Source organism: Nocardia sp. NBC_01329 (genome assembly GCF_035956715.1).
GTDB lineage: Bacteria > Actinomycetota > Actinomycetes > Mycobacteriales > Mycobacteriaceae > Nocardia.
The window spans coordinates 4,216,309-4,232,901 of sequence record NZ_CP108381.1; the positions used below are offsets into that span (position 1 = coordinate 4,216,309).

Below are 16,593 nucleotides of genomic sequence, written 5' to 3' on the forward strand. Positions count from 1 at the left end.
TGGGGCTCCTGCTCGTGCCAGTTCAGCTGAGGTTGTCGATGAAATCGAAGAGCTCGCGATCGTCGGCGTCGTCGAGCTTTTCGGCGTTTTCGGCCAGATCGGCCGCACCCTGGTCGTCTGCTTCCAGTTGGCGTTGCAGCACGACCAGCCGGCTCGCGATCTCCGACCGTTGCGCCGGCGAGAGTTCCGCGGCGGCGCAGCGGCGCGCCAGGGAATCGAACTCGATCGTGATCGCCGGCATCGGGTCGTCGCCGGGTGCGATTTCGCGGCGGAGGAAAGTCGCCAGGGCCACCGGGGTGGGGTAGTCGAACACGGCGGTCGCGGCGAGCTGCACGCCCGCCGACGCCTTGAGCCGGTTGCGGAACTCCATGATGCCCAGCGAATCGAAACCGATATCGCTGAACTGCTTGTCCACGCTGATCTCCGCCGCGCTGTGGTAGCCCAGCACCGCCGCGGCCTGCGCCCGGATCACCTCCAGCAGTAGCTGTTCCTGCTCGGCCGGCGAGCGGCCGAGCAGCTGTCCGGCCAGCCCGGTCGGCGACTCGTCCACCGGCCCCGCCGCCCGCCGCCGCGCCGGGCGGGTCAGACCGCGCATCACCGCCCGCAGTTCGACCGGCGACAGTTCGGCCAGCGCGGCCCGGTCCAGCCGGGCCGCCACCGAAACGGCCCGTCCGGCCGCGAGCGCGGCGTCGAACAGCGCCATACCGTCGGAATCCTCCAGTGGTAGCAGGCCCTCGCGGCGCAGACGGGCCAGATCGGCGTCCGACAGTGCGCTGGTCATGCCACCGCCCTGCCGCCACGGACCCCATGCCAGCGAGGTGGCGGGTAGTCCGCTGATCCGGCGGTGGTGCGCCAGGCTGTCCAGGAAGACGTTCGCGGCGGCATAGTTGGCTTGCCCCGAACTGCCGATGACACCGGCGATCGACGAGTACAGGACGAACGCCGCGAGATCGAGATCCTGGGTGGCCTCGTGCAGGTTCCACGCGGCATCGACTTTGGCTGCCAGCACCGCGCCGATCTGTTCCTCGGTCAGCTGCTCGAAGACCCCGTCGGCCAGCACACCCGCGGCGTGCACGACAGCGGTGAGCGGACGATCCGGGGGGATACTCGCCAGCACCGCGTCCACGGCCGCTCGATCGGCGGCATCACATGCCACCACCTCGACTTCGGCGCCCGCGGCGACCAGTTCGTCCCGCAGCTCGACCGCGCCGGGCGCGGCCGATCCACGGCGACCGGCCAGCACCAGCCGCCGCACGCCGTATGTCCGGACCAGGTGCCGGGCCAGCACCGCTCCCAGCGCACCGGTGCCGCCGGTGATCAGGACGGTCCCGTCCTTCCGCAACCGGCTGGGCACGGTGAGCACGTTCTTACCGATGTGCTGGGCTTGGCTCAGATACCGGTAGGCATCGGGGCCGTTGCGCACATCCCAGGCGGTGATCGGAGACGGCCCCAGTGCTCCGGCCTCGAAAAGCTCCACCAAGGTCGCCAGGATCTCCTGTAACCGGCCGGGATCGGCGTCCAACAGCATGAAGCTCCGATACCGGACACCCGGATGTTCGGCCGCCACCTCCGCCGGATCACGACGGTCGATCATGCCCATCTCGATGAACCGGCCGCCGCGCGGCAACAGCCGCAACGACGCGTCCACGAACTCACCGGCCAGCGAATCCAGCACGATGTCCACACCACGGCCGCCGGTGACATCCAGGAACTTCTGCTCGAAGGCCAGTGTCCGCGAATCCCCGATCGAGTCCGCGGGGAATCCGAGTTCCCGCAGTACCTCCCACTTCGGCGCACTGGCCGTGACCAGCGAACGCAAGCCCAGATGCCGGGCGACCCGGATCGCCGCCATCCCGACCCCACCGGTCGCCGCGTGCAGCAGCAATGTCTCGCCCGGCGCGGCCGCGGCCAGGTCCACCAGCGCGTAATAAGCGGTGGCGTACGCGATCGGTACCGAGGCAGCTCGGGCGAACGACCAGCCACGCGGTATCCGGGCGAGCAGACGCCGATCGGTCACGGTGACCGAGCCCACCTCGGTGACGAACCCGAACACGCGGTCGCCGGGGACGAATTCGGTGACGTCCGCGGCGACCTCGAGTACGACGCCGGCGCCTTCACCCCCGATCCCCGCGCTCGGGTCCGGATAGGTGCCGAGTGCGATCAGCACATCGCGGAAGTTGAGACCGACCGCGCGCATGCTCACCCGGACCTGGCCCGGAGTCAGCGCCGAGGGCGCGTCGGAGTTCTCGGCCACCGCGAAGTTTTCCCCGGTCAAAGTGCCCGCCCCGCGCAGTTCGAGCGACCACGAGGACTCACCGACCATATCGACGACCAGCTCGTCGCCGACTCGCCGCAGCCGTGGCACCTGGATCGCACCGCGCCGAATTGCCAGCTGTGGCTCCTGTCGCACCGACAGCGCCGTCGCGATACCGCTCGCGCACTCGGCCCAGTCATCGATATCGAGCAGCACCAGCCGATCCGGATGCTCACTCTGCACCGAGCGCGCCAGACCCCATACCGCCGACGACGACAGATCCACCGGCTCGCCCGGATGCACCGCGACCGCTCGTCGCGTCACCACCACGATCGGTACGTCCCGGGCCAGCAGGCGTTTGATCCGGGCGGAGACGTCGAGAACCACATCGCGGACTGTTTCCGGTAGATCACCGGCGACCACCTGATGGTCTACCCGGATCACCGCCGCGACCCGGCCGGCGACGGTAACGATCTCACCGAGATCACCGGCGTCGGACACGGTTTCGGCGGCGGTGATCTCCTCGGCGTGCTCCACGCCGAACTCGGGCACCCGCACCCACTCCACTTCGTAGCCCGTCCCCGGCAAGCCCCGGCCGACCGGCTCGAGCGCCGCGACGGAGATCGGCCGCAGTGTCAACGTCCCGATCCGGGCCACCGGAACACCCGAGGTGTCCGCCAGCCATACCGCCACCCGGCCGGCGGAAGTACTCGCCATCGCACGCATCCGCACCGAGGACGCACCCGCCGCGACGAGGTCCACGTCCTCCCAGGAGAACGGCACGGCCACCGCACCGGAACCCGGGGCGGGAACCAACCCACCCACGACCACCGCGTGCAACGCGGCATCCAGCAGCGCCGGGTGGATGCCGAACCCACCGGCCGGGCCCGCGGCGTCCGGCAGGGTCACCTCGGCGAACACTTCACCGTCCCCACGCCACAGCGCCCGCAGACCGCGGAACGCGGGGCCGTACTCGTAGCCGCGTGCGGCGAGATCCGCGTACACGTCACCTATCTCGACGGCCGCCGCTGCCCGCGGCGGCCAGCTCATCGGCTCGGTGGCACCGTCGGCGGTGCTCGCGGCCGACGGATCCGGTACGACCGTCGCCGATACATGCCGAATCCACCGGTCGGGCCGGTCGCCGTCGTCCGCGCCGGAGCCGGGTCGCGAGTACACCGACACCGTCCGCGCACCGGACTCGTCCGGCCCGCTCGCGACCACCCGCAATTCGACCGCCGTGTCCCCGGCCAACGGCAACGGCGACTCGACCACCATTTCCGCCACCCGCGGGCAGTCCACCGACGTCCCGGCATGCAGGACCAGGTCGACGAACGCCGCGCCCGGAATAAGCGTCGTCCCGGCGACCGTGTGGTCCGCCAGCCACGGATGACTGTCCACCGCCAAACGTCCGGTGAACACGGCCCCATCGGAATCCGGCAGCCGCACCATCGCACCCAACAGTGGATGGCCGGCCTGGTCCATACCCGACTGTCGGATATCCGACGTGGTAATGGGTGCCGGCCAGTACCGCTGGTGCTGGAACGCGTAGGTAGGCAACGACACCCGGTTCGCCGCGCGGCCCACGAACAACGGCCGCCAATCCACCGCGACACCGGCGACATGAGCCCACGCCAGCGTCGCCAGCAATTGTGCCGGTTCGTCGCTCGAACGCCTGGCGGCCGCCACGAATATCGAACGATCTTCGATATCGGGTGTTTCGGCGAGGCACTGCCGAGCCATCGCGCTCAGTACCGCATCCGGCCCGATCTCGACGAATCGCCGCACCCCGATCGAGACCGCCGTTTCCACTCCCGGCGCGAACCGCACACAGCCACGCAGCTGGTCGACCCAGTAGCCCGGATCGGTCAGCTCGGCGGCGGCCACCGAGCCGGAGACATTGGACACGATGGGCACGGTGGGCAGGTGGTAGGTCACCCCCTGCGCCACTCGGCGGAACTCGTCCAGCACGGGGTCCATTCGCGGGGAATGGAACGCGTGACTCACCCGCAGCCGATTGGTCTTCACACCCGCCCGGCCGAGCTCGGCCTCGATCTCGGCGACGGCGTCGAGATCACCCGACAGCACCACCGACGACGGGCCGTTGACGGCTGCCACCGACACCCGGTCGGCACGACCGGCGACAGCCTCCGCGGCGACCTCCTCGGAGACGGCCGCCGCCAGCATCGCGCCGCCCACGGGCAGCGCGCCCATGGATCGGCCCCGGGCCACCACCAGCGCGCAGGCGTCGGGCAGCGACCAGACACCGGCCACATACGCTGCCGCGAGTTCACCGATCGAGTGCCCGATCAGCACATCGGGCACGACTCCGAACGATGCCAGCAGCCGGAAGGCCGCCACCTCGAAGGCGAACAGCGCCGGCTGGGTGAACTCGGTCCGATCGAGTAGATCCGCGTTGCCGGGGTCGAACACGATATCTGCGAGTGAGGTGCCCAGTAACGGATCGATATGTGAGCAGACCTCGTCGAAGGCGGCCGCGAAAACATCGAAGGCCGCGTACAGTCCGGCGCCCATGCCGGTGCGCTGAGCACCCTGCCCGGTGAACAGCAGGGCTGTCGCGCCGGTGCCGGCCGTCGCCGTGATCGTGCCGGGCGCGCCGGCCGCGATCTCGGCCAGACCGGCGAGCAGTTCGTCGCGGTCGGCGGCGACCACCACACCACGCCGATCGAGTCGAGCCCGGGTGGTGTCCAGGGCCTGGGCCGCGTCCCGGAGATCGAGGTCGGCGTGTTCGAGCAACCACTGCCGCAATCGTTGTGCCTGAGCCCGCAAGCCCGGCTCCGAGTTCGCCGACACCGGAAACGGCACAGCCGCGCGCGGCACCGGAATCGGCACAGCCGCGCGCGGCACCAGAATCGGCACAGCCGTGCGCGGCGGGTCCACCGGCTCGGCCGCCCTGGCCCGAACACGCGGCGCCTCCTCCAGGATGGCGTGCGCGTTGGTGCCGCTGACCCCGAACGAAGACACCCCGGCGCGCCGGATCCGGCCATCGGCCGGCCACGGCGCGGCCTCGGTCAGCAGCGCCACCTTCCCGGCCGACCATTCCACGTGCGGACTCGGCTCGTCGGCGTGCAGGGTCTTGGGCAGCATCTCGTGCCGCAGCGCCTGCACCATCTTGATCACCCCGCCGACACCCGCGGCGGCCACGGTGTGCCCGATATTCGACTTGACCGTGCCGATGCGCACCGGGTGCTCGCGATCACGGCCATAGGCCGAGATCAGCGCGTTCGCTTCGATCGGATCGCCCAGCGTGGTACCGGTGCCGTGCGCCTCGACCGCGTCCACATCGGCGGGTCCGAGGCCGGCGTCGGCCAGCGCGGCCGCGATCACCCGTTCCTGGGACGGGCCGTTCGGAGCGGTCAGCCCGTTGCTCGCGCCGTCCTGGTTCACCGCGGTTCCGCGGACCACCGCCAGCACGTCGTGGCCGAGCCGCACCGCATCGGACAACCGTTCCAGCACCAGCACGCCGACGCCTTCGGCGAACCCGACACCGTCGGCATCAGCGGAGAACGGTTTGCTCCGCCCATCCGGGGCCAGCCCGCGCTGCCGCGCGAAATTGATGTACAACCAGGGTGTCGCCGCGACGGTCACGCCACCGGCCAGAGCCAGCGAGGTGTCCCCTTCGCGCAGCGCTCGGCAGGCCTGATGCAGCGCGACCAGCGACGACGAACACGCGGTGTCCACACTGACCGCGGGCCCTTCCAGCCCCAGGACATAGGACACCCGGCCGGAGACCACACTGTGCGCGGTGCCGGTGAGCCGGTAGCCCTCCAGTTCTTCGGGTATCCGGTCGGCGTACCCGGAGTCGCAGACACCCGCGAACACTCCGGTGTCGCTGCCGCGCAGGGTGGTCGGGTCGATACCCGCGCTCTCGATCGCCTCCCAGGACGCTTCGAGCAGTAAGCGCTGTTGCGGATCCATGGCCGACGCTTCCCGGGGGCTGATCCCGAAGAATTCCGCGTCGAACCCGGCGATATCGGTGAGGAATCCTCCGCGCCGGGTGTAGGTCGTGCCCGGGCTGTCCGGATCGGGATCGAAGAGCCGCGCGAGATCCCAGTCGCGATCCGCGGGAAACTCCCCGCTCGCATCGATTCCGGCCGCTACCAGATCCCAGAGATCGTCCGGCGACGCGACGCCGCCCGGGAACCGGCAGCTCATCCCGACGATCGCGATCGGTTCGGTGCCGCGCCCCGGATCCGCCGGCATGCTCGGCGGCACAACCTGTTCGGCGGATCCCGTCGAGGTGGCGGGCTCGATCCGGGACAGCAGCAGCTCCGTGATCGCCGTCGCGGTCGGGTAGTCGAACACCAGGGTCGAGGGCAATGCCACACCGGTGGTCGCGACCAGCTGATTACGGAACTCCATCACACTGAGCGAATCGAACCCCAGATCCTTGAACGGCATGCCCGGGGCGATCGACTCGGCGCTCTCGTGCCCGAGCACCGCCGCCGCCTGGGTCCGGACCAGTTCCAGCACGAGACGTTCCCGCTCGGCAGCCGACCGACCGGCCAGCCGACCCGCCAGCCGGTCGGCCGGCGCCGACGACTCGCCGGCCGCCACCCGCCGGCGAGACGGCCGCAACAGGCCGCGCATGATCGAACGGGCACCGGCCGCACCGGATTCGGCGAGGGCCGACCGGTCGATCCGGACCCCGGCGAAGGCCGCCCGGCCACCGGCCAGTGCCGCGTCGAACAGCGCCGAACCCTCCTCGGCGCCCAAGGGCGGGAAACCGTCTCGCCGCAGCCGGGCGATATCGGCCGAACCCAGGCCGGTGGTCATGCCGGTGGCGTCCTGCCACAGTCCCCACGCCACCGAGGTAGCCGCGAGACCCATGACCTGCCGGTGCTGAGCCAATGCGTCGAGGAAGACATTGGCCGCCGCGTAGTTCGCCTGGCCCGGGTTGCCGATCACGCCCGCGATCGAGGAATAGAGCACGAAGGCCGACAGGTCCATGGACCGGGTCGCCTCGTGCAGGTTCCAGGCCGCGTCGACCTTCGGCCGCAACACCTCGGCGATCCGCTCGGGTGTCATGGTGTCGAGCAGGCCGTCGGCCAGCACACCGGCGGCGTGCACGACAGCGGTCAGCGGATGCCGGGGCGGTATCGCGGCCAGCAGCGCATCCAGCGCCGCGCGATCCGCCACGTCGCAGGCGACGATATCCACCCGGGCGCCGAGGGCGGCCAGCTCGGCGCGCAATTCGCCCGCACCGGGGGCGTCGGGTCCACGCCGACTGGTCAGCACCAGGCTGCGGACGCCGTACTCGGTGATCAGATGCCGCGCCAGCCCCGCACCCAGCCCACCGGTTCCACCGGTGATCAGCACCGTCCCGTCCGACCGCAACGGCGTGGGCACCGTGACCACGTTCTTGCCGATATGCCGGGCCTGGCTCAGGTACCGGAAAGCCTCCGGCGCCCGCCGGACATCCCAGGCCGTGGTCTGCGACGGTGCCAGAGCACCCGACTCGAACAGGCCGACGACGGCGGTGAGGATCTCCCGCAACCGATCCGGGTGCACATCCAGGAGCACGAACTGGCGGTACTCCACTCCGGGGTATTCGGCGGCGACCCGGCCCGGGTCTCGCTCATCGAGGAGCCCCATCTCGATGAACCGGCCACCGCGCGGCAGCAACCGCAGCGACGCGTCCACGAACTCACCGGCCAGCGAATCCAGCACGATGTCCGCGCCACGCCCGCCGGTGACATCCAGGAACTTCCGCTCGAAATCCAGGGTCCGTGAATCCGCGATCTCGTGGTCGGCGAAGCCGAGTTCCCGCAGCACGTTCCACTTCGACTCGCTCGCGGTGACCAGCAGCCGCAACCCGAGGTGCCGGGCCAACCGGACGGTCGCCAGGCCGACACCACCGGTGGCGGCATGCAGGAGCAATGTCTCGCCGGGCTCAGCCGCCGCGAGATCGACCAAGCCGTAGTAGGCCGTCGCGTAGACGACCGGAACAGCGGCCGCCTGGACGAAGGACCAGCCGTCCGGGATGGGGGCGAGCAGCCGCCGGTCGGTCACCGATTCCGAACCGGCACCGGAGGTGAATCCGAATACCCGGTCGCCGGGGGCGAATTCGGTCACATCGGGGGCCACCTCGAGCACGACACCCGCGCCTTCTACGCAGAAGGTCGCGTCGATCGTTCGTGATCCGGCATCCGTATTCGCCACCATGCCCAGCGCGATCAGCGCATCCCGGAAATTCACTCCGACGGCACGCAACGACACCCGCACCTGGCCCGATTCCAGCGCCCGCTGCGCCGACGTCTCGACGAGCACGAGATTGTCGCCGGTCAAGGTGCCCTTCTCCCGGTGCGTCAGCGCCCAACCCGGGGTGCGGACGAGATCCGCGGCCCCCACGATGTCGCCGACGCCGGCACTCAGCCGGGGCGCGAACCAGGCCCCGCGGCGCAGCGCCAGCTGGGGTTCGGTGTCCGTGGCCACCGCCAGTGCCACCGCGTGGCGGTAATGCGACCGATCGTCGATGTCGACGACGACGATCCGGTCCGGGCGCTCGGACTGCGCGACCCGCACCGTGCCCCAGACCGGTGCCAGCGCGATATCGATCGACTCGCCCGGGTGCACGGCCACCGCACGGTGGGTCACCACCACAATCGGCTCGTCCCGGCTCAGCAGCCGCTGGAGCCGCTCGGTCAGCGCGGTCACGGTGTCGCGTACGTCCCGGGGGACATCGCCGCCGATCGCGGCATCGAGCAGCAGCACCGAAACGGTCCGGCCCGCGATGGTCGCGGTCTCCCCGATCTCGGCCGTATCCCAGATACCGGGGTCGCCGGACGCATCGTCGTTTCCGGGCAGCGCGACCCAGTCGACCCGATACCCCAGATCGGTTCGTTGCCGGGCGGCGGACAGCGCACCGATGGACAGGGGCCGCATCGTCAGGGCGCCCACTTCGGCAACAGTCGCGCCGGAACCGTCGGCGAGGGTCACCGCGAACCGGTCCGAACCGGAATCGGTGGGCGCGACCCGGACCCGCAGGGTGGTCGCACCGGTCGCGTACAGCTCGATATCTTCCCAGGCGAACGGAACAGCGATCTGTCCGAGCTGGGTCTCGGGCAGGAGCCCGCTCACCAGAATCGGGTGCAGCGCGGCGTCCAGAAGGGCCGGGTGCAGGTCGAATTCGGCACCGCCCGCACCCGCCGGTAGCTCCACCTCCGCGAATACTTCATCCGCTCGCCGCCACACGGCCCGCAGACCACGGAACACCGGCCCGTACTCGTAGCCACGCTCGGCCAGATCCCGATAGGCGTCGCCGATCTCCACCGCTGCCGCATCGGCCGGCGGCCACACCCGCAGACCCGAATCCGGCGTCCGGACAGTGGAACGCCGGGCGAGGGTGGCCACCGCATGACGCACCCAGGTCGGCGTCTGTTCGAAACCCGCGGAACCGGCGCGACCCGAGTCGCCGGCCGGCCGCGTCCGGGAATAGACCGCGACGCCGCGGGCGCCGGACTCGTCCGGCGCACCTGCCACCACTGCCCGGAACTCGACGGTATCGGCGGCCGGTAACGGCAGCGGCGCCTCGATCACCAGTTCGGCCACCCGCGGGCATCCGATCACCGCGCCGATGTGCAGCACCAACTCGGCGAACGCCGCCCCCGGCAACAGGGCCACACCCGCCACCGCGTGATCGACCACCCACGACTGCCCCGACCGGGACAACCGCCCGGTGAAAACCACCTCACCGGAACCGGGAACCTGCACCATCGCACCCAGCAACGGGTGTTCCGGATCATCCAGACCCGACTGCCACACATCCACCGACGGCACCGGCTCCAGCCAGTACCGCTGACGATCGAACGCATAGGTCGGCAACGGCACCCGGCCCACCGCGCGACCGGCGAACAACGGCCCCCAATCCACATCCGCCCCCGCGACCCGCACCGCCCCCAGCGCCGCCACGAACGCCGCCGCCTCCTCGACCGAACGCCGCGACGACGCCACCACCGCCGACTCGGCCGCCAACTCCGGGCGTTCGGCCAGGCATTCACGAATCATCGCGGTCAGCGCGGCATCCGGACCGACCTCGACGAACCGGCGAACCCCGGAGTCGATCAACGAATCGACCCCGGGTGCGAACCGCACACAGCTGCGGACATGCGAAACCCAGTACTCCGGGTCGCGCACCTGCTCGCCGATCAGCGCACCGGACACATTCGACACGATCGGGATCGACGGCGACCGATACGTCAATCCCCGCGCCACCGCCCGGTACTCGTCCAGGATCGGCTCCATCAGCACCGAATGCGACGCGTGCGAGATCCGCAGCAACGAGTTCTTGCGCCCCGTCTCGGTCAACCGCGCCTGGATCTCGGCGACCGCGTCGGCGTATCCGGAGAACACCACCGAATTCGGGCCGTTGATCGTGCCGACCGACACCCGGTCGCCGTAACCGTCCAGCAACTGCGCGGCCTCGGCTTCCGACACCGCCGCCGCCAGCATGGCACCACCCGACGGCGCCGCGCCCATCAATCGGCCACGCGCGGCCACCAGCACACACGCGTCCGGCAACGACCACACCCCGGCCACGTACGCGGCGGCGAGCTCACCCAGCGAATGCCCGGCCACCACGTCCGGCGCCACCCCGAACGATTCCAGCAACCGGAACATCGCCACCTCGAACGCGAACAGCGCCGGCTGCATCCATTCCATCTGATCCAGCAACCCGTCGGGATCGGTGAACATCACCGTCCGCAACGACCCGCCCAGCTGCCGGTCCAGCTCCCCGCACACCTCGTCCAACGCCGACGCGAACACCGGGAAGGCTCGGTACAGACCCGCACCCATACCCACCCGCTGGGCGCCACCACCGGTGAAGAGGAACGCCGTACTCCCCGCTCGCGCCCTGCCCTCGACGACCGCCGGCGATACCGTCCCGGACGCCAGCGCCGCCAGCCCCGCGATCAGCTCGTCCCGATCCGCGCCGACCACCACCGCCCGGCGCTCGAGCCACCCCCGGGTCTCGATCAGCGAATACCCGACACTGTCCACATCCAGGTCAGGGTGCTCGATAAGCCACTGCCGCAACCGATCCGCCTGTCCGCGCAAACCCGGTTCCGACTTACCCGACAACAACAACGGCACCACAGCGGCGGCGGCGCCACCTACCCCGGCCGCCCCGCCCGCCGCCGCATCCACCGGCAGCGCGGGCGCTTCCTCCAGGATCACGTGCGCATTGGTGCCGCTGATCCCGAACGAGGACACACCCGCGCGACGGACACGATCACCGGACGGCCACGGCTCGGACGCGGCCAGCAACCGAACCGAACCAGCCGACCAATCCACATGCGGTGTCGGCGGATCGGCGTACAGGGATTTCGGCAAGGTCTCGTGGCGCAGAGCCGCCACCATCTTGATCACGCCACCGATACCGGCAGCAGCCACCGCGTGCCCGATATTGGATTTCAGCGATCCGATCCGAAGGGCGTGCGCACGACCAGGGCCGTAGGCGGCGATCAGGGCCTGGGCCTCGATCGGGTCACCCAGCGCCGTACCGGTGCCGTGCGCCTCGACCGCGTCCACCTGCGCCGGGTCCAGCCCGGCATTCGCCAATGCCGAGGCGATCACCCGTTCCTGCGAAGGGCCGTTCGGCGCGCTCAGTCCATTGCTCGCGCCGTCCTGATTGATCGCGCTGCCGCGCACGAGCGCCAGCACCGGATGACCGAGCCGCCGGGCGTCGGACAACCGCTCGACCGCCAGCACCCCGGCGCCCTCCGCCCAGGTGACACCGTCGGCGGCAGCGGAGAACGGCTTGCACCGTCCGTCGGCGGCCAGTCCCCGCTGGCGGGAGAAGTCGACGAACAGATCCGGGCTCGCCGCGACGGTGACACCACCGGTCAGGGCCAGCGACACCTCACCCTGCCGCAGTGCCTGACAGGCGAGGTGCAACGCGACCAGCGAGGAGGAACACGCGGTGTCGACGGTGACGGCCGGACCTTCCAGGCCTAGAACGTAGGCGACCCGGCCAGAGACCACACTGTGCGAGTTGCCGGTCAGCCGGAATCCCTCGTATTCACCGGTTACTCCGGGCGAGTACCCGGACGAACCGGCACCGATATAGACACCGGCGTCGGTGTTGCGCAAGGTGGCCGGATCGATCCCCGCGTTCTCCAGTGCCTCCCAGCACACTTCCAGGATCAATCGCTGTTGTGGATCCATCGCCGCCGCTTCGCGGGGCGCGATCCCGAAGAAGGCCGCGTCGAATGCCGCCACATCGTCGATGAAGCCGCCCTCCCGCGTGTACACGGTGCCCGGCTTATCCGGATCGGCGTCGAAGAGGCGGCCCAGGTCCCAGCCACGATCCGCCGGAAAAGGGGTGACCGCGTCGACGCCACCGGCGACCAGATCCCACAGGTCCTCGACCGACCGCACGCCGCCCGGGAAACGGCAACCGATTCCGACGATGGCGATCGGTTCGTCCGTGCGATCGCGGCGCGCAGGTCGCGGCACGTCGTTCTCGAGGCCTTCCAGCCGGGACCGAACCAGCCGGGTGACCGCAGTCGGTGTCGGGTGGTCGAAGATCAGCGTCATCGGCAGGTCGACGCCGGTGGCGCGAGCCACTCGATGCCGTAACTCGATGCCGCTCAACGAATTGAAGCCGAATGCGGTGAACGGCAGGTCGGGGTCGATCGCATCGGGCGAATCGTGGCCGAGTACCGCCGCCGCCTGCTCGGCGACCACCGCGAGCACCAGCGCCTGCCGCTGCGGCCCGGGCAGGGCGCCGAGCTGCTCGGCGAAGGACCCGGCCACCACAGTCCGCCGTTCGCGCACCGGGCGGGCCGGGTTCGCCACCGCGGCGGTGGCATCGGGCACAGGCCCCGCCGGCTCGATCAGCACCGAGTCGACGGTGAGCAGCGGTCGCCCGTTCTCGGTGGTCGCGGCCAGGTGCGTGGCACCCGCGGCGCCACGTCCGATCCGGACCCGCGCGGCCGGCTCACCACGGCGATACAGGCGAATGCCGCTCAGCGACACCGTGATCGGTATCGCCGGGCTGTCGGAGCCGGCGGTGTAGGAGTCCAGCGCGGGATGCAGCATGGCGTCGAAGAGCGCCGGATGAACCATGAAATGCCCGGCCCCTTCGGCCAGGCTCTCGTCGAGCGATACCTCGGCGAGGTGCTCGTCGTCCTGTGCCCAGGCGGCGGTGACGCCCTGGAACGCCACTCCGTAGTCGATGCCCCGGCCGAACAGCCGGTCGTAGAGTGCCCCGGCGGACGCCCGGTCGACCACGGGCGGCCGGTCACCGATCGTCAGCTCGGTGTTCGCCGCGTCCACGGCGGAGGCGAGCATGCCGGACGCACAACGCACCCACACCGCCGCGCTACTCTCGTCGCCGGTGTCGCGCCGCGCGTGCACGGTGAACGACCGCTGCCCATGGTCGTCCGCCGCTGCCACACTCACCTGCAGATCCAGCACCTCGGCAGCGGGCAGCGGCGGGTGGATCCGCAATTCGGACACCGTTTCGGCGCCGACCCGGGCGCCGGCTGCCAGGGCGATATCGACCCAGACCGAGCCGGGTACCACGGCCGCCCCCGCGAGCACATGGTCGGCGAGCCACGGATGGGTACGGGTGGTCAGCCGGCCGGCGAACAGCCAACCGCCGGTACCCGCGATCGGTGTCGCGACGCCGAGAATCGGATGATCGGGATGAACCAGCCCGTACGCGCGCACGTCGCCCGATCCGACGGCCGTATCCGGCGTCCAGCACTGCCGCCGTTGGAAGGCGTAGGTCGGCAGGTCCACCCGGGCGGTGCGTGGCGCGAGCATCTCGTCCGGCACGTCGACGCCCACGCAGTACGCCCGCGCCAGCGCGGCACCGAACTGCTCCGCATCGCCGCGTTCGCGTTCGAGCGTGCCCAGCACGGCCACCCGCTCGGCCAACCCCAGCGACCCGGCGGCGAGTTCGATCGCCACGGTCAGCACCGGATGGGGGCTCACCTCGACGAACACGTTCATTCCGGTATCCATCAGGCTGCGCACCGATTCGGCGAACCGGACCTGCCGGCGCAGACCGCGATACCAGTACGCGGCATCGAGACCGGCCGTGTCCAGGTAGTCGCCCGTCACGGTCGAGAAGAACGGGATCGACCCCGAAACGGGCCGGATCGGCTCCAGTTCGGCCAGTAATCGCTCCCGGATCTGTTCCACCGCAGCCGAATGCGAGGCGTAGTCCACCGGAATCCGCTTCGCCCAGACTCCCTCGGCCGCACACGCGTCGAGGAACTCCCCGATCGCGTCCGCGTCACCGGATACGACCGTCTGCCCCGGACCGTTCTCGGCGGCGACCGACAATCGAGCACCGAACGCGCGCAGCCGATCGGCGACAGCGTCGGCGGACAGTCCGACCGCAGCCATACCGCCGGATCCGGCGAGCTCCTGGGCCACCGCTTGCGAGCGCAACGCCACCACCCGGGCGCCATCTGCCACCGACAGGCCGCCGGCCACCACCGCGGCCGCGATCTCACCCTGCGAATGTCCCAGTACCGCGGCCGGCCGGACACCCCGCGCCTGCCATGATCGCGCCAGTGACACCATGACCGCGAAGAGCGCCGGTTGCACCACATCCACCCGGTCCAGCCCGGGGGCACCCGGTTCGGCCCGCAGCACCTCGGTCAACGACCAGTCCACGAACGGCGTCAGCGCCGCTTCGCATTCGGCGATGGACGCGGCGAACACCCGGTCGGCAGTCAGTAACCGAGCGCCCATCCCCACCCATTGGCTGCCCTGCCCCGGAAAAACGAACACCACGTGACGGGTCGCGGCCCGCTCGGGGACGACCGCCCCCGGACCGGAATCGGGTGCCGGGTCGATGAGCCCGGCCAGCCCGTCGGACAGGGCGGCGATATCCGCGCCGACCACGGCCGCGCGCCACTCCAGCCGCGCGCGGGACCGGGCCAGCGACGAGGCCACCGCCGCGGCGTCGACGTCGGGGTTATCGCCGAGCCAGTCCTGGAGCCGAGCGGCCTGCGCGCCCAGCGCCGCTGGACTGCGCGCGGACAGAACCCAGGTCAGCGGCTGCCCTGGTGCGATTTCCGGATCACCGGAATCCGTGCCCGCCGCCGCACCGGCGGGACCTCCTTCCAGGATCACGTGCGCGTTGGTGCCGCCCATGCCGAACGATGAGACAGCGGCCCGGCGCACCGGCGCGGCCGGCCAGGGCCGGTTGCCGGTCACCACGGTCAAGCCCAGCTCGTCGAGCGGGATCCGAGAATTGGGCGTGTGGAAGTTCAAGCTGGGTACCAGCTCGCCGTAGCGCACACACAGTGCGGTCTTGATGAACCCGGCGATTCCGGCCGCACCCTCCAGATGCCCGATATTCGTCTTGACCGAACCGACGGCCAGCCGCCGCCCGGCCGGCCGGCCGGCGCCATAGGTATCGCCCAGCGCCGCCGCCTCGACCGGATCTCCCGCGGGGGTGCCGGTTCCGTGCAGCTCCACGTAGTCCACCGACTCGGGCTCGACCGCGGCGGTCGCCAGAGCTGCCCGGATGACCGCCGCCTGAGTGTCCGGACTGGGCGCGCTCAGCACCTGCCGATCGTTGCCGTTGTTGACCGAACTGCCACGGATCACCGCGTAGACCCGGCGGCCGTGAGCGACCGCCCGGTGCAGCGGCTCGAGCACGACGATGCCCCCGCCCTCACCGCGAACGGTCCCGTCGGCGTTCGCATCGAAGGTGTGACACTTTCCCGACGGCGAATGGGCGCCGAATTGTTCGTAGCGCTCCCCGCTGAGCGGCGACAGGATCAGGTTGACGCCACCGGCCAGCGCGACCTCGCAATCACCGCGGCGGATCGCTTCGGCGGCCAGGTGCACCGCCACGAGCGACGAGGACTGTCCACTGTCGACCACCAGGCTCGGCCCGGTGAACTTGTAGTAATTCGAAATCCGATTGGCCGCCACGCCCCGGCCCACCGCCCACAGCGAATGTCGGCTGATACCGGCTCTTCCCCCCGCGGCCACCATTTCGGCGAAGTCGGTGCCGGTGCTCCCGAGGAACACGCCGGTGGCAGCCTCGGCCGCAGCACCGAAACCCGCGTCCTCCAGCGCCTCCCAGCTCAGTTCCAGGCCGAGCAGCTGCTGGGGATCGATATCGCGGGCCTCGTTCGGGGGCACGCCGAAGAAGTCCGCGTCGTATCGGGTCGCGGTGTCCAGGAACCCCGCGATCTCGTCGATTCCCGGACGGTCCGCCCCAGTGGTGCCGATCGCGTCCCGTCCGTCACACAGCAGTCGCCAGAAGGCCGGGAGATCGGGTGCTCCGGGCATGCGGCACGACATCCCGACAACAGCGATATCGTTCGCCGACTCGATCATGGAAA

General features: G+C 70.5%; 1 protein-coding gene. It reads right to left on the minus strand.

The features are described from left to right. Positions 1-22: 22 nt before the first annotated feature. Positions 23-16,588: a type I polyketide synthase gene (locus OG405_RS19235; RefSeq protein ID WP_327147860.1), complete on the minus strand. Its 16,566-nt coding sequence runs from the start codon at positions 16,586-16,588 to the stop codon at positions 23-25. Positions 16,589-16,593: the final 5 nt, after the last annotated feature.